20 protein-coding genes and 1 riboswitch are annotated in these 18,768 nt (G+C 47.8%); all 20 genes read left to right on the forward strand.

The genetic code is table 11. The annotated features are described in order from the left end of the window. Nucleotides 1–151: 151 nt before the first annotated feature. The 20 genes from NOM90_RS14720 (at nt 152) to mreB (ending at nt 18,635) form a co-directional block, all read left to right on the forward strand. Nucleotides 152–1,375, forward strand: a complete 1,224-nt coding sequence (locus NOM90_RS14720; protein ID WP_255942942.1) for an FtsW/RodA/SpoVE family cell cycle protein — start codon at nt 152–154, stop codon at nt 1,373–1,375. A gap of 47 nt (nt 1,376–1,422) precedes the next feature. Further along, the gene (locus NOM90_RS14725) at nt 1,423–2,649 is read left to right on the forward strand and encodes an L-threonylcarbamoyladenylate synthase (protein WP_255942944.1); all 1,227 of its coding nucleotides are present in this window, start codon (nt 1,423–1,425) and stop codon (nt 2,647–2,649) included. 34 nt (nt 2,650–2,683) lie between these two features. Then, nucleotides 2,684–3,265, forward strand: a complete 582-nt coding sequence (locus NOM90_RS14730) for a low molecular weight protein arginine phosphatase (RefSeq protein WP_255942946.1) — start codon at nt 2,684–2,686, stop codon at nt 3,263–3,265. 48 nt (nt 3,266–3,313) lie between these two features. Continuing rightward, nucleotides 3,314–3,395: riboswitch (ZMP/ZTP riboswitch) on the forward strand. 151 nt (nt 3,396–3,546) lie between these two features. Beyond that, on the forward strand, nt 3,547–4,131 hold the full coding sequence (locus tag NOM90_RS14735; protein WP_255942947.1) for a TIGR01440 family protein: 585 nt from the start codon (nt 3,547–3,549) through the stop codon (nt 4,129–4,131). Nucleotides 4,132–4,173: 42 nt separating this feature from the next. Further along, a complete protein-coding gene (locus NOM90_RS14740; RefSeq protein WP_255942949.1) occupies nt 4,174–5,421 on the forward strand; it encodes a serine hydroxymethyltransferase in 1,248 nt (415 codons plus the stop codon). A 293-nt stretch (nt 5,422–5,714) separates the two neighbouring features. Continuing rightward, nucleotides 5,715–6,344 (forward strand): uracil phosphoribosyltransferase, encoded by a 630-nt coding sequence (gene upp / locus NOM90_RS14745; protein WP_255942951.1) that lies wholly within the window; start codon nt 5,715–5,717, stop codon nt 6,342–6,344. Nucleotides 6,345–6,441: 97 nt separating this feature from the next. Then, a complete protein-coding gene (gene wecB, locus NOM90_RS14750; RefSeq protein ID WP_255942953.1) occupies nt 6,442–7,596 on the forward strand; it encodes a non-hydrolyzing UDP-N-acetylglucosamine 2-epimerase in 1,155 nt (384 codons plus the stop codon). Between the two features lie 273 nt (nt 7,597–7,869). Then, complete coding sequence (locus tag NOM90_RS14755; RefSeq protein WP_255942955.1) at nt 7,870–8,112, forward strand: AtpZ/AtpI family protein; 243 nt, start codon at nt 7,870–7,872, stop codon at nt 8,110–8,112. Continuing rightward, on the forward strand, nt 8,105–8,560 hold the full coding sequence (locus tag NOM90_RS14760) for an ATP synthase subunit I (RefSeq protein WP_255942957.1): 456 nt from the start codon (nt 8,105–8,107) through the stop codon (nt 8,558–8,560). Before NOM90_RS14755 ends, NOM90_RS14760 begins: the two co-directional genes overlap by 8 nt. Further along, nucleotides 8,553–9,368: a F0F1 ATP synthase subunit A gene (gene atpB / locus NOM90_RS14765; RefSeq protein ID WP_255942959.1), complete on the forward strand. Its 816-nt coding sequence runs from the start codon at nt 8,553–8,555 to the stop codon at nt 9,366–9,368. The genes NOM90_RS14760 and atpB overlap by 8 nt, the downstream gene beginning before the upstream one ends. Before the next feature lie 111 nt (nt 9,369–9,479). Continuing rightward, nucleotides 9,480–9,704 (forward strand): F0F1 ATP synthase subunit C, encoded by a 225-nt coding sequence (gene atpE / locus NOM90_RS14770; RefSeq protein WP_088491116.1) that lies wholly within the window; start codon nt 9,480–9,482, stop codon nt 9,702–9,704. A gap of 158 nt (nt 9,705–9,862) precedes the next feature. Next, a complete protein-coding gene (gene atpF, locus NOM90_RS14775; RefSeq protein ID WP_255942965.1) occupies nt 9,863–10,348 on the forward strand; it encodes a F0F1 ATP synthase subunit B in 486 nt (161 codons plus the stop codon). Next, nucleotides 10,345–10,890 carry a F0F1 ATP synthase subunit delta gene (locus NOM90_RS14780; protein ID WP_255942967.1) on the forward strand — a complete coding sequence of 182 codons (546 nt, stop codon included), beginning with the start codon at nt 10,345–10,347 and terminating at the stop codon, nt 10,888–10,890. Before atpF ends, NOM90_RS14780 begins: the two co-directional genes overlap by 4 nt. Before the next feature lie 19 nt (nt 10,891–10,909). Then, on the forward strand, nt 10,910–12,424 hold the full coding sequence (gene atpA, locus NOM90_RS14785; protein ID WP_255942969.1) for a F0F1 ATP synthase subunit alpha: 1,515 nt from the start codon (nt 10,910–10,912) through the stop codon (nt 12,422–12,424). 171 nt (nt 12,425–12,595) lie between these two features. Then, nucleotides 12,596–13,459: an ATP synthase F1 subunit gamma gene (gene atpG / locus NOM90_RS14790; protein WP_255942970.1), complete on the forward strand. Its 864-nt coding sequence runs from the start codon at nt 12,596–12,598 to the stop codon at nt 13,457–13,459. Nucleotides 13,460–13,483: 24 nt separating this feature from the next. Beyond that, complete coding sequence (atpD, locus tag NOM90_RS14795) at nt 13,484–14,884, forward strand: F0F1 ATP synthase subunit beta (protein ID WP_255942971.1); 1,401 nt, start codon at nt 13,484–13,486, stop codon at nt 14,882–14,884. Between the two features lie 25 nt (nt 14,885–14,909). Continuing rightward, nucleotides 14,910–15,332 carry a F0F1 ATP synthase subunit epsilon gene (locus NOM90_RS14800; RefSeq protein ID WP_255942972.1) on the forward strand — a complete coding sequence of 141 codons (423 nt, stop codon included), beginning with the start codon at nt 14,910–14,912 and terminating at the stop codon, nt 15,330–15,332. Nucleotides 15,333–15,666: 334 nt separating this feature from the next. Next, nucleotides 15,667–15,921, forward strand: a complete 255-nt coding sequence (locus NOM90_RS14805) for a DUF1146 family protein (protein ID WP_255942973.1) — start codon at nt 15,667–15,669, stop codon at nt 15,919–15,921. Between the two features lie 173 nt (nt 15,922–16,094). Then, nucleotides 16,095–17,441: a UDP-N-acetylglucosamine 1-carboxyvinyltransferase gene (murA, locus tag NOM90_RS14810; protein WP_255942974.1), complete on the forward strand. Its 1,347-nt coding sequence runs from the start codon at nt 16,095–16,097 to the stop codon at nt 17,439–17,441. Nucleotides 17,442–17,636: 195 nt separating this feature from the next. After that, the gene (gene mreB / locus NOM90_RS14815; RefSeq protein WP_255942976.1) at nt 17,637–18,635 is read left to right on the forward strand and encodes a rod shape-determining protein; all 999 of its coding nucleotides are present in this window, start codon (nt 17,637–17,639) and stop codon (nt 18,633–18,635) included. Nucleotides 18,636–18,768 lie beyond the last annotated feature (133 nt).

The raw sequence follows: 18,768 nt of genomic DNA on the forward strand, positions 1-18,768 counted from the left end.
TATTGAAGTCGTTTGTTGTTACTGGCGGCTTGCTGCGAAAATAGTATTCATTAATAATAAGTGGTATTCTAAAAATAAAGCGATTCGTTTGAAAACAAGTCGTATCACATATAAAAACGGAAAAATCTTAAGACTTAAAGGAGGTTGAATAGTGTTAAGCAAAATTAAAAATATTGACTGGACGTTAGTCATTATTTTGCTTATTTTTATGGGGATTTGTATTCCTGTTCTGAATAGCGCGATTACCAATAGTACAAATGCGAATATATCGGCTTCCGTAAAAAACATGGTCGTCTATTACATTTTGGGGTTTATTGTGTTTTTCGGGGTAGCTGCCGTGCCTTATCAATTGCTGATTAAGTATTCGATCTATATTTACGTAATTGGAATAGGTGTCTTGTTGCTTGTATGGACACCGCTTCGTATGACACTTAATAACGCTGACGGTTGGGTGAAAATTGCGGGAATTAGTCTTCAGCCAGCAGAAGTTTTTAAACTTGTTTTGATTATAGGAATAGCTGCTTATTTAAATCATAAGCAGAAAGACAAGTTGTTGTTTTGGAAAGATATCGTTCCGACCGGGCTGATTGTATTGGTTCCTTTCGGTTTGGTTATGTTACAAAATGACCTTGGTAATGCGCTTTGTTACTTGGTTATTTTCGCAGGTCTGTTATGGATCGGGAATATGAAGTATACGCATGCTTTGATCTTCTTAGTACTCGCAGTAGGGATGCTGATTGGCGGAATCGAAGGGTACAAAACGTATCGTGAGCCCATCGGAGAATTTGTCGGGCAAGCGCGTGCGCACTGGTTAGAACGTATCGATGCGTGGTTGATTCCTGAACAAGCTACTGAAAAAGCGATGTATCAGATCGAACGTGCTCAGCTTGCGATCGGTAATGGAGGAATGTTAGGAACAGGATATATGCAAGGCGAAAATTCTGCGCGTGTTCCTTATACATACGCCGATTCAGTCATTACAGTTATCGCTGAAGAATACGGATTTGTCGGAATGGCAGCCCTTCTTCTGGTCTACTTTATCCTGATTCACCGTATGATCCTGATCGCCCTTAACTGTAGGGAAAGAGCAGGTCCGTATATTATCGTCGGAATAGTCGCAATGTTGATGTATCAGATTTTTGAAAATATCGGCATGTTCATGGGGCTTATGCCTTTGACGGGTATTACACTTCCATTTATCAGTTACGGTGGTACTTCGTTGTTAATTAATATGGCATGTATCGGTGTAGTCATGAGTATTCATTTCTCGAACAAAAAACATGAGGAAACCGAAAATATTTTGCGGACTGATCATTTGGAAGAAGAAGATAAAAAGAACAAACGGAAATTTAAGCTTCCGTCTTTGAAATTTTAAGTGATGATTATGTACAGATTAAGAATGAAAAAAGAAGGGATTCAAGGATGAAATCTAGCGGAATGAATAACGAACAGACGGTGATATGGAAACTTGGCAAGTTAAGTTCCACGAGGAACAATGATCAGGAACTTACTGAGTCGTTGAGCGAAGCAGCCAATCTGCTCGCTCAAGGCGAACTTGTCGCTTTTCCAACCGAAACGGTGTATGGATTAGGCGCAGATGCGCGTAATACCGAAGCGGTTGCCGGTATTTTTTCCGCGAAAGGACGTCCTTCGGATAACCCGCTGATCGTGCATATTGCCGATCGTGCTGTATTAAGTGAGTTTGTAGCGGAAGTATTGGAAGCTGACGAGAAGTTGATGGATGCTTTTTGGCCCGGGCCGCTGACGCTGGTGTTACCTGTGAAGCCGGGGGTCTTGTCTCCCAAAGTTACAGCGGGGCTGGATACGGTGGCGGTGCGTATGCCGGATCATCCGATTGCGTTAGCTTTGATTGCCGAGTCAGCTTGCCCGCTGGCAGCGCCGAGTGCGAATCGCTCCGGTCGTCCAAGCCCGACCACAGCCGAGCATGTATATGCCGATCTGAACGGACGAATACACGGGATCGTAGACGGCGGCGCGGCGGGAGTAGGCGTGGAATCGACAGTCGTTCGAACGAATGCTTCGGGCGAAGCAACTGTGCTGCGTCCCGGAGGCATTTCGATCGGAGAACTGAGTCAGGTGCTAGGGGCTTCCGTTAGAGAAGTGTCCGCTGATCATGGAAAAGACATAAATCCGGCGCAAGCAGTAAATGTAGAAGACACAGTTGAGACACTATCTGCTACAGATGAACAGCAATTTCTCAAATCGACAGCAGAAGATACTTTGCAGAAAGCTGTTAACTTTGCCGAAGAAGCTCCTCGTTCACCGGGCATGAAATATACCCACTATGCACCAAGCGGAATGCTAGAAGTTTGCGTCGGCGATGAGCAAGAGGTCAAGCCAGAGATACAGAAGCGATTATCTGCGGCACGCGTTCGCGGAGAAAAGACAGGATTGCTTGTTTTCGACGAGCATCTTAAATCTTACGCGACATCAGCCGATGTGATTTTGTCTCTCGGTAGCAAACACGATTTGCGTGAAGCTGCGTCTCGATTGTACGCCGCGCTGCGCCGGTTCGACGATGAACAAACCACGTATATGCTTGCCGAAGGTTGCTCCGAAGACGGAATCGGTGCGGCAATCATGAATCGAATGAGCAAAGCAGCTGGTGGCAAAGTCTATCATGTATGATTGCATTACACTTTAAGCAAAGGAGACGGTTCGCTTGAAACATATTTTATTTGTATGCACGGGTAACACTTGCCGCAGCCCAATGGCAGAAGGCATGTTGCGGCAAATGGCAAAAGATCGGGGTATTCCTCTGGAAGTTCGTTCGGCAGGCGTAGCAGCATCTTGGGGCGTGCCGATCTCCCGTCATGCGGAAAGCGTCTTGCGCGATCATGAGATTCAAGAGCGGTTCACTTCTTCGCCGCTCGATCGAGAAGGTGTGGAGTGGGCAGATCTGATTTTGACCTTAACCACTTCGCATAAAAGCCATGTGCTGCGCCATTTTCCAGAAGCGGTTGAACGTGTCTATACACTCAAAGAATACGCCGAGAACGATCCTGAAATACTGGCAGATTTGCAAGAGCTGGATCAGTTGACGGCTTCTGTCGAATTGGCTTATGCACTTGGAGAACATATGGATGCAAGAGTGCAAGAGCGAATCCATCAGCTACGCGGGCGGATTCCGGTATTTGATATTTCCGATCCGTTTGGCGGATCAAAACAAGATTACGAAGAGACAGCAGAAGAAATTCACACAGCGCTGAAGCGGCTGCTGGATAAGCTTGAAGATGAAGCATAATTGCTGTTGATTTTTGTTCTTTCATGTCTTATGATGGAGTGGAAATTGCAGGTCCGATGTAACTGGCGACGAGTGTGGGTGTAACCACGATGGAGCATCGGATTATCGGCCGGTCGCCTGGGCAAAGAGCAACTTCGCGTTTTTACGCGCGGTCGCTCTTTTTGTTTTTTATGTAGGTAAGATCCCGCCTTCTGTCTTTTCTTTGCGACCGTTCAGCGTTATGATCGTGTTAGAAGAAAGCCGCAGTATTAAGCTTGCGGCATACAGAAGGAGTGGCGCAGATGGAACAGACCCAAGAAGATTCGATTCGCTCACAAGTCACGCTTGCTGTTCGTGAATTGGCAGAGACAGCCGGATTAAAAGCAGGCAAAGTTCTTGTAGTCGGGACAAGTACAAGCGAAGTTGCCGGTCAACGGATCGGCACTTCGGGAGCTCTTGAAGTGGCTCAGTCGCTGCTTGCCGGAATCCGCGAAGTTCAAGCCGATTTTGGTTTCGATGTCGTGTATCAATGCTGCGAGCATTTGAATCGGGCACTTGTGATGGAACGCTCCGTCCTTGAGCGATTAGGGCTGCGCGAAGTCTCCGCAGTTCCGGTTCCAAAAGCAGGCGGCTCGATGGCTTCGGCGGCGTATACGTCGATGGAAGATCCGGCACTGGCTGAAAATATTGAAGCGCATGCCGGGCTAGACATCGGCGAGACGTTAATTGGGATGCACCTTCGCCGAGTAGCGGTTCCGCTAAGGCTTGCGGTACGCCAGATTGGTGCAGCGCGCGTTAATGCGGCATTGACTCGTCCACCGTTAATCGGCGGGGAACGAGCGGTATATCGATTGCCTGAAAAGCAAGATTCGACCTTTTGCGAATAAGGATCGACGACATTTTTTAAACCCAGGGAGGAATACGTTAATATGGAAAACTTGAGAAAAAGTGACCCAGCCGTACTGAAAGCAATGGGATTGGAACTGGATCGTCAAAAAGCGAACATTGAATTGATCGCATCCGAAAATATCGTCAGCGAAGCCGTTATCGAAGCGATGGGCTCGGTGCTGACTAATAAATATGCCGAAGGTTATCCGGGCAAACGTTACTATGGCGGCTGCGAACATGTCGATATCGTCGAAAATTTGGCTCGCGACCGTGCCAAAGAATTGTTCGGCGCCGAACACGTCAACGTACAACCTCACTCCGGCGCTCAAGCGAATATGGGCGTATACCTCGCTTCGCTCAAAGCCGGCGATACCGTTCTTGGTATGAACTTGGCTCATGGCGGTCACTTGACGCATGGTAGCCCGGTTAATGCTTCGGGCATTTTGTATAACTTCGTGGCTTATGGTGTGCGTGAAGATAACTTCCGTATCGATTATGACGAAGTTCGCAAAACAGCGTTCAAACACCGTCCTCGTATGCTCGTTGCGGGTGCAAGTGCGTATCCGCGTACGATCGATTTCGAAGCTTTGGCTTCGATCGCAAATGACGTAGGCGCTTTGTTCATGGTGGATATGGCGCATATCGCAGGTCTGGTTGCTGCGGGTCTGCATCCATCGCCAGTTCCTCACGCACATTTTGTTACAACTACGACGCACAAAACGCTTCGTGGACCACGCGGAGGTATGATCTTATGCAAACAGCCTTGGGCACAAGCGATCGACAAAGCGATGTTCCCAGGTACGCAAGGCGGACCTTTGATGCACGTGATCGCTTCGAAAGCTGTTGCTTTTGGCGAAGCGCTTGATCCGTCGTTCAAAGTGTACGCGCAAAACGTGATTGACAATGCCCGTGTATTGGCAGATACGTTGATCGCGGAAGGCATCGATATCGTATCGGGCGGAACGGACAACCACTTGATGTTGGTTGATACTCGCGGCGTTGGCATTACAGGTAAAGAAGCGGAGCATGTTCTTGACTCTGTAGGCATCACTGTAAATAAAAACGCGATTCCTTTCGATACAACAAGCCCGTTCATCACTAGCGGTATTCGTCTGGGTACACCTGCTGCAACTTCGCGCGGAATGGATCAAGATGCAATGAAGTCGATCGGACAAATTATCGCTTCCGTTTTGAAAGCTCCGAAAGACGAAGCGGTATTGAGCAAAGCACGCGCGAATGTCAAAGAATTGACAGACAACTTCCCGCTTTACCCAACACTGCAATACTAATTTTTAGAAAAAAGTCATTGATTTGTCGAACCCTCCGATTTTTGTGATCGGGGGGTTTTTCTATGCGAAAAAGGGTAGAAAAACAAGCTTAAGTTAAATTTGTGTCGAACGCGATGCAGCGGGTGCAAGAGGGGCTTTGTAATGCTATAATGAACAAGATTTACGGTGAACTGCCGACTGTGGGAGATTAAAATGCCGCATACAGGAAAGCGCCGCATAAGGAATTCGAAAATATACATCAGAATAACGGACTCCGATCAGCGGAGCCGAATTAGGTACGGAGGGAAAAAATTATGAGTAAATTAGTGATTTGCGATCATCCGCTTATCCAACACAAACTGACATTTATCCGCGATGTGAACACGAACACGAAAGATTTTAGAGAATTGGTAGACGAAGTGGCAACCCTAATGGCGTATGAAATTACACGTGAAGTGCCTTTAGAATCGATCCCGGTAGAAACGCCTGTTACCCAAACCGAAGGCAAAGTGATTTCCGGTCGGATGTTGGGTCTGGTTCCGATCTTGCGTGCAGGTCTGGGTATGCTGGACGGCGTCTTGAAGTTGCTTCCGGCAGCAAAAGTCGGACACGTCGGTCTGTTCCGCGATCCGCATACCCTGCAACCGGTGGAATACTACGTGAAGCTTCCAACAGACGTTCAAGAGCGCGAATTGATTGTGATCGATCCGATGCTGGCGACAGGCGGTTCGGCAATTGCAGCGATCGATGTACTGAAAAAACGCGGTTGTACGCAAATTAAAATGATGAACTTGATCGCAGCGCCGGAAGGTGTGAAAGCGGTACAAGACGCTCACCCGGACGTAGATATCTATGTTGCGGCATTGGACGAAAAGTTAGACGAGCACGGTTATATCGTTCCAGGTCTTGGCGATGCAGGCGACCGTCTATACGGCACGAAATAAATAACGATTATATTATAATGAAGGAATTAAATTTTACGGCAGTCGTTTAGGCTTGTAAAAGAACGGATAGCAAGCGGAAAAGTGAGGGAATCTACAAATGAAAAAAATTAAAGTCATGACGATTTTCGGCGTGCGCCCAGAAGCGATCAAAATGGCACCGCTGATTCTCGAATTGGAAAAACATCCCGATCAGATCGAATCGATCGTTTGCGTAACCGCGCAGCATCGTCAGATGTTGGATCAAGTGTTGGAAGTGTTCAAAATCACACCGGATTACGATCTGGACGTGATGAAAGACCGTCAGACCCTGAATGAAATTTCGGTGCGCGTGCTTCAAGGATTAGAGCCTGTGCTTCGCGAAGCACAACCGGATATCGTATTGGTACACGGTGACACGCTGACGACATTCTTGGCGAGCTATTCGGCATTTATGCAACAGATCAAAGTCGGTCACGTTGAAGCAGGGCTTCGGACATGGAACAAGCTTTCTCCGTATCCGGAAGAAATGAACCGTCAACTGACAGGCGTCTTGGCTGATCTACATTTTGCGCCAACGTCTTGGTCTTCAGGCAACCTTGAAAAAGAGAATAAATCGAAATCAACCATCTTTGTCACAGGCAACACCGTTACCGATGTGTTTCAATATACGGTACAGCCGGATTACACGCATCCAGTCTTGGATTGGGCAAAAGGCAAACGCCTAATATTGATGACCGCACATCGCCGCGAGTCGCAAGGCGAACCGCATCGTAACATTTTCCGAGCGGTGAAACGGATTGCCGACGAGTTCGAAGATGTAGCGATTGTGTATCCGGTGCATCCAAGCCCGGCAGTCAAAGAGCCTGCTCACGAAATTTTGGGCAATCACCCACGTATTTCGTTGATTGATCCGCTTGATGTCGTGGATCTGCACAACTTCTATCCGCATACGCATATGATTTTGACCGATTCCGGCGGTATGCAAGAAGAAGCACCTTCGTTCGGTGTTCCGGTACTTGTGCTGCGTGATACGACGGAACGTCCAGAAGGTGTAGAAGCGGGAACGCTTGAACTTGTAGGTACTGAAGAAGAACAGGTGTATACAAGAACCCGGGCATTGCTTAGCGACAGCGTTTTGTATGACTCGATGAGCCGCGCTGCCAATCCTTACGGAGATGGAAAAGCTTCACAGCGTATTGTCAAAGCTATTCTTCACAGTTTTGGATTTGAAGAAAGCCGCCCAGAAGATTTTCACACAATAGACACAAATTAAAGCGAACTTGCATTGTGGTTAACTAGGGAAACAGTATACAGTATAGCTGTACGGTTGATACGCTTTCACAAGTGTGTCTATGTTCACGTCCAACCATCGTCGAGACTTTTCAAAAACTTCGGATTTTGTCCGAGAAGATGAAAAGAAGCAATCATTTTCCATGCAAAAACCATGAAAATTTCAAGAATTTTTCTTTTAAAGAAAAAGTTCTATGAATTGACAATAACTCTTTCTGTTCAGTAAAATGAATGGGGATTATGAGGTTAACAAGCGATGAATAAACAGGAGAAACAAGCTCCTACTTCAAGTGCTTGGAAAGCCGTGGGACTTGTAGGTGCGATTGGGATCGACCTTGCGGTTTTTACGTTAGTCGGATTTCTCTTTGGGCGCTGGATGGACGAAAAGATGGGTGGTTCCGGTTTGTGGGTCGGGCTAGGTGTGTTGATTGGCCTTGTACTCGGAGCAATCGGCATTTACGTCCTCGTTCGTAAAGTCTTGGAGGGAAGCAATGAGTGAATTACCGAAGTACATGCGTTGGCTAACGCGCGTGACATACATAATGCTGGCGATTGGAGCGGTATGGATGCTGATTGCTCCGCACCATCATCCGATATTGCTAGGCATCGTTTTCGGAGTCAGTATTAGTTGTATGAGCGCGTATTATCTAGGATACAGAGTTAGGAAAATCACCGATGCGGCTGCCGAAGGGCGAAAGTTCCGTGGGGGGCTCGGTTTTTCCTGGCGTGCAATTGCGGCGATTGCGGCTGTTGTAGTCGCGATCGAATTTCCGCATGAAGTAAACTTGCAAGCGCTACTCTCGTGTCTCGTGATCGCCCCGTTCATTTTGCTGATCTTTGGGATTGTGTTCAATCTCAAAGAAAGCAAAGCGGAAACGGCTCGTTTCGAACAGAAGCGTCTGGAAAAAGAAAGATTAGCTGCAGAAAGGGGTGAAAAAGATGCATGAAGCTCCCATAATCGAACTTGGAGGAATTCCGTTCGACCTTTCGATCATCACGATGTTGATTGTAAGCTGTCTCGTTGTGTTCCTTCTCGCTAAGTTTGCAACTCGCAATCTGTCGGTTGAAAATCCAGGCAAACTTCAGAACTTTATGGAGTGGGTCATCGAATTCGTTCAGAACCAAATCGCGGGTACGATGGATTTGAAAAAAGGCAAACCATTTATCACTTTAGGCGTGACATTGATTATGTTTATCTTTGTCAGCAACATGCTAGGGCTTCCATTCGGTATTGTATTCGGGTACGAGCATGCTGGAGATGCAACAATCTTCGGTCAACCTATCGTATCAGTTGTGGATGCGTTTAACGCTGCGGCTGCCGCAGGAAATGAAGATCCGCATATCGAAGTTGCGTTCTGGAAATCGCCTACAGCCGATGTCTCTGTCACAATGACGCTTGCCGCAATCGTATTTTTCATGGTTCACTATTTGGGAATCAAGAAAAACACGAAGTCGTACTTCAAGCACTATCTGGAGCCGTATCCGGTATTCCTACCAATCAACTTGATCGAGCAATTCTCTAGCTTGCTGACGCATGGTATGCGTCTCTACGGTAATATCTTTGCCGGCGAGGTATTGATTAGCGTGATCTTGAAATTGGCTGCTGTCAATGTTGTTGGTGCAATCGCTTCGATTCCGCTGATGATGGTATGGCAAGGATTTAGTATTTTCGTCGGTGCCATTCAAGCGTTCGTCTTTATGATTCTGGCTATGGTATACATATCTCAGAAAATCGACACGCACGAAGAACACTAGTCGGGTAATAGGCACGCTGAACATCGAGTCATAGGTTTGGCTACAGGTTACATAGGTGGTCCGAACTGACTATAAATTTTAAGGTACACAAACCAAGGAGGACTACATTCAATGGGAGTTATGGCATTTATCGCCGCTGCGATCGCAGTAGGCTTGGGCGCTCTTGGCGCAGGTATTGGTAACGGTCTGATCATCAGTAAAACAGTTGAAGGTATCGCGCGTCAGCCAGAAGCAAAATCGACGCTTCAAACAACAATGTTCATCGGTGTAGGTCTGGTCGAAGCCCTTCCAATCATCGGTGTCGTTCTTGCCTTCATCTTCTGGGCAGCAGCTTAATTTTTTTCGGAACGTACAATTCGGCGGGGATGGCAGCAGCCTCCACGCCTTCTTTTTGAACTGATTGGACTGTGCTCGTTTTCTCTGCTCACTCGAAGAAAGTAGAGAAACGAATACGATATATGAACGATCAACAAGTCTGGAAAGGAGTGACCTGAGTGCATTTTGTATGGACTTCTACAGTGATCACGCTGATCGCGTTTGTCGTTCTCTACCTGCTGCTCAATCGTTATGCAATTGGACCTTTGATGTCGGTCATGGAGAAACGCCGCGAGATGGTACTTAGTCAATTGAATGAAGCTTCTGCTACACGTGAAGAAGCTGCCGCTTACGTAGAACAACAAAAAGAAGCGCTGCAACAAGCGCGTAAAGATGCTTACGATATTATTGAGCAATCCAGACAGACGAGCAGCAAGCAAGCTGATCAACTGATTGCCCAAGCGAAAGACGAATCGACACGCTTGAAAGATGAAGCACTTCGAGACATCGAAAGTGAAAAGAACAAAGCGATGGCTGCACTTCGCGGCGAAGTTGGACGCGTATCGGTACAAATCGCATCCAAGCTCATCGAAAAAGAGATCGACGAAAAATCAAATGAAGGCCTGGTTGATCAGTACTTGAAAGACGTAGGTACGAAATCATGAGCCGCGACACGCTGGTCGCAAAACGTTATGCGCGCGCGCTATTCGAAGTAACTTTAGCCGAAAGCAAAGTTACCGAGACTCAGGCTGAGCTGCGTGCCATTGCGGAAGCTTTTGCGTCCGATCCGGCTTTACGCAAGTTTTTGGAGTCACCCGGAATTTCGGTAGAAGCTAAAAAGAATGTGCTAAATCGTGCTTTTGAAGGTCGTGTATCGGTTGCGGTCGTTCGTACGCTTGATCTTTTGATCGAGCGGGGACGCACTCAATTGTTCCATGAACTGTGCGAAAGTTACGAGCATATCTCTAATGAAGCTTTAGGTTTGGCAGACGCTACTGTATATAGCGCTTTTCCTTTGACAGAAGAAGAAAAAGCAGCGACAGCAGAACGTTTTGGCTTACTAACCGGGAAAAAGATTACAGTTACGAATATCATCGATAAAAGTGTGCTTGGCGGCGCTAAAGTTATGATCGGCAACACACTTTACGACGGAAGTTTGGCGGGCAAGCTGGCTCGTCTCGAAAAGTCTTTTGAAAGACAAGCATAAGTGACGGGAGGGGAACCACTTGAGTATCAGACCTGATGAAATCAGCACACTGATTAAAAATCAGATTCAACAGTATCAAAATGAAATTGAGGTCGCAGAAGTGGGAACCGTTATCCAAATCGGTGACGGTATTGCTCGCGCGCACGGTCTTGATAACGTATTGGCTGGCGAACTTCTTGAGTTCTCGAACGGCGTCATGGGTATGGCGCTTAACTTGGAAGAAGACAATGTCGGTATCGTTATTCTCGGTCCTTACACGGATATTCGTGAAGGTGACCAAGTTAAACGTACAGGCCGCATCATGGAAGTGCCGGTAGGCGAAGCAATGCTCGGTCGTGTTGTAAACCCTCTGGGACAACCGGTTGACGGCAAAGGCCCAATCGATACACCGTATTCCCGCCCTGTAGAAGGCGCGGCTCCAGGCGTTATCGATCGTAAATCGGTACACGAACCGATGCAAACGGGTATTAAAGCGATTGACTCGATGGTACCAATCGGTCGCGGTCAGCGCGAATTGATCATCGGTGACCGTCAAACAGGTAAAACGACGATCGCAATCGATACCATTTTGAACCAAAAAGGCAATAACGTAAAATGCGTTTATGTCGCGATTGGACAAAAACAATCGACGGTTGCACAAGTTGTAGAAACATTGCGTCGTAACGGTGCATTGGAATACACCGTTGTCGTAACCGCTTCTGCATCTGACCCGGCTCCTTTGCAATACATCTCTGCTTATGCAGGTTGTGCAATGGGCGAGTACTTCATGTACAAAGGCGAACATGCACTGGTTATCTATGATGACTTGTCCAAACAAGCTGCCGCTTACCGCGAACTTTCCTTGTTGCTTCGTCGTCCTCCGGGTCGGGAAGCTTATCCAGGTGACGTCTTCTACTTGCACTCCCGTTTGCTGGAACGCGCAGCGAAACTGAGTGATGCACGTGGCGGCGGTTCGTTGACGGCTCTGCCATTCATCGAAACTCAAGCATCTGACGTATCGGCATACATTCCAACCAACGTAATTTCGATTACGGACGGTCAGATCTTCCTGGAATCGGATCTGTTCTACTCCGGTCAACGTCCGGCGATCAACGTCGGTATCTCGGTATCCCGTGTCGGCGGTTCGGCGCAGATCAAAGCGATGAAAAAAGTCGCAGGTACGCTGCGTCTGGATCTGGCACAATACCGCGAGCTGCAAGCTTTCGCACAGTTTGGTTCCGATCTCGATAAATCGACGCAGTCCCGTCTTAACCGCGGTGCGCGTATGATGGAGATCCTCAAACAAGGCGTTAACCAACCTTTGTCTGTTGAACAGCAGGTTGTAAGTTTGTATACCGCTGTAAAAGGCATGCTCGACGATATTCCGGTTGCAGATGTTCGCCGTTTTGAACGCGAGTTCCTCGCTTTCATGACGACTGAGCACACAGCTATTTTGGATTCGATCGTTCAAACGAAAGATTTGACATCGGATAACGAGAAAGCTTTGGTTGCTGCGATCGAACAATTCAAAAAAGGATTTGCAACGACAGCCTAATCGGCTCGGCGCACGTCTTCGTTAGAAGCTTTCCAAGCTTCGAATAGGTGAAGCCGCATTCTTTCTGATGAGGAAAGAGCGGCTTTGCTCTTACGCATCCTCGAACATTTTCTTACGAGCGGATTAACGCTTACGAAGTGACTTTGCTTCGCAAAGTCTGGAGGTGAATATATGGCTAAAGGTATACGCGAGATTAAACGGCAAATTAAAAGTACACAAAACACTCGTCAAATCACGAGAGCGATGGAGATGGTAGCCGCTGCTAAACTGCGACGTGCGCAAGAGAAGACCGAAGCGGCTCGTCCGTACTCGGAAAAATTGCGTGAAGTCGTAGCAAGTATCGCGTCTGCTAGCGCTGGAATCAGTCACCCGATGCTCGAAAAGCGGACGGCTAAAAAAACCGCATATCTCGTGATCACATCCGACCGTGGTCTTGCTGGGGGATACAATGCGAATATTCTTCGCCGCGTATCCAACGAATTGCGCGATCGCCATTCGTCACCCGATGAGTATGTGCTTTACGTGATTGGACGCAAAGGTCGCGATTACTTCCGTAGACGCGGAATCGAAATGGCAGAGGTTGTTACCGAGCTTTCCGATTCGCCTTCTTTTGCGGATATCAAAACCATCGCAACTCGCGCGGTTCAAGATTACGAATTAGGCAAAACCGATGCACTATACTTATGTTATAACCAATTCGTTAATGCACTTACACAAATTCCTCAGGTTGAAGGTCTGCTACCAATGGAGCCGGTTTCGTTCGAAGGAACGCTACAATCTTACGAATTCGAACCTTCCGCGGAAGCCGTACTGAGCGAGTTGTTACCGCGTTATGCAGAAACACTGATCTACAAAGCTGTATTAGAAGGCAAAGCGAGTGAGCTTGGCGCTAAAATGACGGCAATGGGTTCTGCAACCAAAAACGCATCTAAGCTGATTAACGAATATACGTTGACGTATAACCGGGCGCGTCAAGCGGCCATTACACAGGAAATTACCGAAATCGTCGCCGGCGCGAGTGCGGCACAAAGCTGAAGCTTGTAGGAGGGAAAACCAAGCATGAATACAGGACGTATCATCAGCATCATGGGTCCGGTCGTTGACGTAGAATTCGAACGTGGTCAGCTTCCAGAAATCCTGAATGCACTCAAAGTTACAAAAGCGATGGAAAACGGTCAAACGTTCCAATTGACTCTTGAAGTGTCGACTCACTTGGGCGACAACACGGTGCGTTGCATCGCGATGTCTTCTACAGACGGATTGACGCGCGGCAGCGCAGCTGTCGATACAGGAGCTCCAATCGCTGTTCCCGTTGGTGAAATTACGCTTGGACGCGTATTTAACGTATTGGGCGAGCCGATCGACGAAGCTGGCGATGTGGTTTCTCCAGTTAACAACCCGATTCACCGTCAGCCTCCAACCTTTGATGAATTGTCGACACAAGCTGAAATGCTTGAAACCGGCATTAAAGTTATCGACTTGTTGGCTCCTTACGCAAAAGGCGGTAAAATCGGTCTGTTCGGCGGCGCGGGTGTAGGTAAAACCGTTACGATCCAAGAACTGATCAACAACATCGCGCAAGAACACGGCGGTATCTCCGTATTTGCGGGCGTTGGTGAACGTACGCGCGAAGGTAACGACTTGTATCACGAGATGAGAGAATCCGGCGTTATCAGCAAAACAGCGATGGTATTCGGTCAGATGAACGAGCCTCCGGGCGCACGTCTGCGCGTTGCTTTGACTGGTTTGACGATGGCGGAATATTTCCGTGATGAAGAAGGACGCGACGTACTGCTGTTTGTCGATAACATCTTCCGCTTTACTCAAGCGGGTTCGGAAGTATCGGCACTTCTCGGTCGTATGCCTTCGGCAGTAGGTTACCAGCCAACCCTTGCGACTGAAATGGGTCAATTGCAAGAACGTATCACATCGACGAAAAAAGGTTCCGTAACTTCGATTCAAGCGATTTACGTACCAGCCGATGACTATACGGACCCTGCACCAGCAACAACGTTCGCTCACTTGGATGCGACAACGAACTTGGAACGTAAAATCTCCGAAATGGGTATCTTCCCTGCGGTAGATCCACTGGCTTCCAGTTCCCGTATCTTGGCTCCTGACGTAGTTGGCGAAGAACACTACGATGTAGCTCAAGGCGTTAAGCAAATCCTTGCTCGTTACCGCGAGCTTCAAGATATCATCGCAATCTTGGGTATGGACGAGCTGAGTGAAGATGACAAACTCATCGTAACTCGCGCACGTAAAATCCAACGCTTCTTGTCACAGCCGTTCCACGTAGCCGAAGCTTTCACAGGTTTGAAAGGTCGCTACGTACCGGTTAAAGAAACGATCCGAAGCTTCCGCGAAATCCTCGACGGTAAGCACGACGATCTGCCGGAAGCGGCATTCCTCTTCGTCGGCACGATCGAAGAAGCCGTCGAGAAAGCGAAAACCCTATAAGCTATTTGGGTGAGGAGGGATACAAGTGAGCACCTTTTTACTGGAAATCGTCACGCCGGAGCGTCTCGTCTACTCCGGTGAGGTCACCGGTATCATCGCGAAAAGCGTAGAAGGCGACTTGGGTGTTTTACCCGGGCACATTTCGATGGTCGCTCCGCTTCAGATCGGCCCGCTTACAGTGAAACATGATGGCAAACGTTCGCATATCGCGGTTCACGGCGGCTTCCTTGAAGTCCGCCGCGAAAAAGTAGTCGTCTTGGCTGAAAGTGCCGAACTGCCGGAAAGCATCGATGTCGATCGCGCTCGTGCGGCAAAAGAAAGAGCCGAAATGCGAATCGAAAGCAGCAAAACACACCAAGATGAAGTGGACTTCCGCCGCGCAGAACTTGCACTGAAACGTGCAATGACTCGGATCGACGTAACCACGACAGATTTGGGTAGTAGATAAATAAGAAAACCGATCCTTTCGAGGATCGGTTTTTTGTTTGACCAAAATATTTCCGAGGAAATAAGGGAGAAGCAATTCATTTTCAAAAGACGTTTGACGATAACAAAAGAGGGCTAAGCGAAAGGCGTTGTTACGTATAGCGCTTACATTTTTTTAAGCAACCAAGCAAAAGGCAATTCATAGGCTTTGCAGGAAACTTATAGGCGCTTTTTTGTAAAAATTGTGTGAAATGTGCTGGATTCTTCGCTCGCTTCCCAGTATTATAGAGAAGTCCGCAAAAATACTTCATAAGCGGACCGAAGGTCTGACCGGATGAACGAAAGGGGCTTGAAGAATGGCTGAGAACGCCATAACGGCTTTTTCGCAAACCGGAGTTTCCGGCATTTTGTCGATGGTGTTATCGCTTGGATGTATCTTTTTGTCGTGGTGGGCGTTGCAGAATTTAAAGCTGGATGTGATTATCCGTCATCCCCAAAGCCCGCAAGGTAAAATGCTGCATGTATTACTTGCGATCGTACTCGGACACTTTGTTGCAAGCTTCATGTTGGATTACATCGGATGGTCGCAGTTGCTTAGAAACGGATTATGAGATTAAAATTGTTTGAAGTCGGAACGCTTGGGTTAATCAGTGATTAGGCTTGTTAGCTCCATTTCTTTTTCAAAAGACGAACCGGCTTTCCAGTCGGAATGTGCACAATACCAAAAACACAAATGAATGACCAAAAATTAAACGCAAATTAAACGCGCGGAGGGAATACAAAGATGAGCAAATTTATCGTCCGCGGCGGCAAACGATTGACCGGAACCGTAAAAGTTAGCGGTGCCAAGAATTCGGTGCTTCCTATCATCGCTGCCAGTCTGTTAGGACAAGAAGGAGAAAGTATCATTTCTGATGCACCTCCTCTTGACGACGTTATGACCATCAACAAAGTTTTGGAATCGTTAGGAGCAGGCATTACATACCGTGATGAAGTCATCCGTGTAAATGCGCAAAACCTGACTTCATCTGAAGCGCCATACGAGTGGGTAACCAAAATGCGTGCCTCCTTCCTCGTTATGGGGCCTTTACTCGCGCGCTTAGGCTCGACTCGCATTTCGATGCCGGGTGGCTGCGCGATCGGAACACGTCCAATCGACCAACACCTTAAAGGGTTCGAAGCAATGGGCGCAACCGTGACGCTTGGCGAAGGTTATGTCGAAGCGAAAAGTGAAGGTAGACTTCGCGGAGCGAAAATTTATCTGGACGTAGCTAGCGTAGGTGCGACAGAAAATATTATGATGGCGGCAACGATGGCAGTCGGTACAACGACGATCGAAAATGCGGCTAAAGAACCGGAAATCGTAGACTTGGCAAATTACCTGAACGCAATGGGCGGAATCGTTCGCGGCGCAGGTACAGGCACGATCCGTATCGAAGGCGTAGAAAAACTCGTAGGTGCTCCTCATACGGTCATCCCTGACCGTATCGAAGCAGGTACGTATATGGTTGCTGCGGCGATCACAGGCGGAGACGTCTATGTGGAAGGCGCGATTGCTGACCATCTCGGTCCGGTCGTAGCGAAAATGGAAGAAATGGGCGTAACCGTCTTGCCTGACGAAAACGGAATTCGCGTTATCGCGGATAAGCCGCTTCGTGCAGTAGACATCAAAACGCTGCCTTACCCAGGCTTCCCTACAGACATGCAATCTCAAATGATGGCATTGCTGCTTAGCGCAACAGGAACAAGCGTCGTAACGGAGACGGTATTCGAAAACCGCTTCATGCACGTCGATCAATTCCGTCTGATGAATGCTGAGATCAAAGTTGAAGGACGTTCTTCGTTCGTTAGCGGCGAGACCAAATTCGTTGGCGCGAAAGTCGTAGCAACTGATCTTCGCGCAGGCGCGGCTTTGATTTGTGCCGGTCTGGTTGCGGAAGGTACGACAGAAGTCGGAGCCACGCATCATATCGATCGTGGTTACGTGAATTTGACAGAAAAACTCGTTGGATTGGGTGCGGATATTTGGCGCATTTCGATGCCGGAAGCTGCTGAAGAAGCAGCGCCGACAACTGAAACTTCAGTTCGTGCGGAAGCTGCAACATTCAGCGTGCAACCAACGTTGGCGTAATTGCAATAAGGTTCAAAAAACCAAGTTCTTCGGAACTTGGTTTTTTTGCGTTTTTAGCCTGATTTTCCGCGGATTTTCCGTTGATGTATACCCTATAAATATGTTATGTTAAAAGCTGGTAGTTAATCGGATGACAAGCGGAAATGCGCAAGGGAAAAGCCGAATAAACAAGGATGCTGGAGGCCGCGAAAAGACATGTTGAGCAAGGATATTGGGATCGATCTGGGCACGGCGAACGTGCTGATTTATGTAAAAGGTAAAGGCGTCGTTATCGATGAGCCGTCAGTTGTAGCAGTGGAGAAAGAATCGAAGCGTGTGCTGGCTGTCGGTGAAGAAGCTCGTCGTATGGTAGGGCGTACTCCTGGCAATATCGAAGTCATTCGTCCGTTACGCGACGGCGTGATTGCAGACTTTGATATCACAGAAGCGATGCTGCGTTACTTTATCAATAAAGTTGGCGGAAAAAGCTGGTATGGAAGCCCGCGAATTTTGATTTGTGCACCAACCAATATTACTTCCGTGGAGCAAAAAGCAATCCGCGAAGCGGCCCAGCGTACCGGAGCAAAAGATGTATATCTGGAAGAAGAACCAAAAGCGGCAGCAATCGGCGCAGGCATGGATATTTATCAACCAAGCGGAAATATGGTTGTCGATATCGGTGGCGGCACGACGGATGTAGCGGTATTATCGATGGGCGATATTGTCACTTCGTCTTCGATCAAAGTTGCAGGCGATACTTTTGACGAATCGATCATTCGATATATCAAAAACAAATATAAATTGCTGATCGGTGAGCGTACAGCGGAAGATCTGAAGATCAATATCGCTTCGGTACATCCAGATGGCCGCACAGCAGAAGTCGATATTCGTGGACGCGATATGGTAACAGGTCTGCCACGCACGGTTTCTGTGACATCCGCGGAAGTGAAAGAAGCGTTGGACGAATCGGTTGCTTTGATCGTGAGTGCAGCGAAGACTGTATTGGAACGTACACCTCCTGAATTGTCTGCGGACATTATTGATCGCGGCGTCGTATTGACGGGCGGTGGCGCTCTGCTTCATGGTCTGGACGATCTGCTGGCTCACGAACTCAAAGTTCCGGTATGGACAGCGGAAGACCCCATGCACTGCGTAGTAAAAGGCACACAAAAGATGCTGGATCATCTCGACAAAACAGCAAAGAAAAAATTCTAAAATTCCCTTCAAAAAAACGCAAATCTGCCGATATATATAAAACAAGGCCGGAGGGGCTTTTTTTAGAGCGCCGGTCATCAGGACACGGACCTAGACATCTTGAGAACTATTCGACATATTAAGCACCGCATCC

The organism is Saccharibacillus sp. JS10 (genome assembly GCF_024436065.1).
Taxonomy (GTDB): Bacteria; Bacillota; Bacilli; order Paenibacillales; family Paenibacillaceae; genus Saccharibacillus.

Bases quoted from the DNA above. Each gene is read 5' to 3' on its own strand.
- NOM90_RS14725 (WP_255942944.1), top strand. From the start codon at position 1,423: ATGAAATCTAGCGGAATGAATAACGAACAGACGGTGATATGGAAACTT.
- NOM90_RS14735 (WP_255942947.1), top strand. From the start codon at position 3,547: ATGGAACAGACCCAAGAAGATTCGATTCGCTCACAAGTCACGCTTGCT.
- NOM90_RS14740 (WP_255942949.1), top strand. From the start codon at position 4,174: ATGGAAAACTTGAGAAAAAGTGACCCAGCCGTACTGAAAGCAATGGGA.
- upp (WP_255942951.1), top strand. From the start codon at position 5,715: ATGAGTAAATTAGTGATTTGCGATCATCCGCTTATCCAACACAAACTG.
- wecB (WP_255942953.1), top strand. From the start codon at position 6,442: ATGAAAAAAATTAAAGTCATGACGATTTTCGGCGTGCGCCCAGAAGCG.
- NOM90_RS14755 (WP_255942955.1), top strand. From the start codon at position 7,870: ATGAATAAACAGGAGAAACAAGCTCCTACTTCAAGTGCTTGGAAAGCC.
- NOM90_RS14760 (WP_255942957.1), top strand. From the start codon at position 8,105: ATGAGTGAATTACCGAAGTACATGCGTTGGCTAACGCGCGTGACATAC.
- atpB (WP_255942959.1), top strand. From the start codon at position 8,553: ATGCATGAAGCTCCCATAATCGAACTTGGAGGAATTCCGTTCGACCTT.
- atpE (WP_088491116.1), top strand. From the start codon at position 9,480: ATGGGAGTTATGGCATTTATCGCCGCTGCGATCGCAGTAGGCTTGGGC.
- NOM90_RS14780 (WP_255942967.1), top strand. From the start codon at position 10,345: ATGAGCCGCGACACGCTGGTCGCAAAACGTTATGCGCGCGCGCTATTC.
- atpG (WP_255942970.1), top strand. From the start codon at position 12,596: ATGGCTAAAGGTATACGCGAGATTAAACGGCAAATTAAAAGTACACAA.
- atpD (WP_255942971.1), top strand. From the start codon at position 13,484: ATGAATACAGGACGTATCATCAGCATCATGGGTCCGGTCGTTGACGTA.
- NOM90_RS14805 (WP_255942973.1), top strand. From the start codon at position 15,667: ATGGCTGAGAACGCCATAACGGCTTTTTCGCAAACCGGAGTTTCCGGC.
- murA (WP_255942974.1), top strand. From the start codon at position 16,095: ATGAGCAAATTTATCGTCCGCGGCGGCAAACGATTGACCGGAACCGTA.
- mreB (WP_255942976.1), top strand. From the start codon at position 17,637: ATGTTGAGCAAGGATATTGGGATCGATCTGGGCACGGCGAACGTGCTG.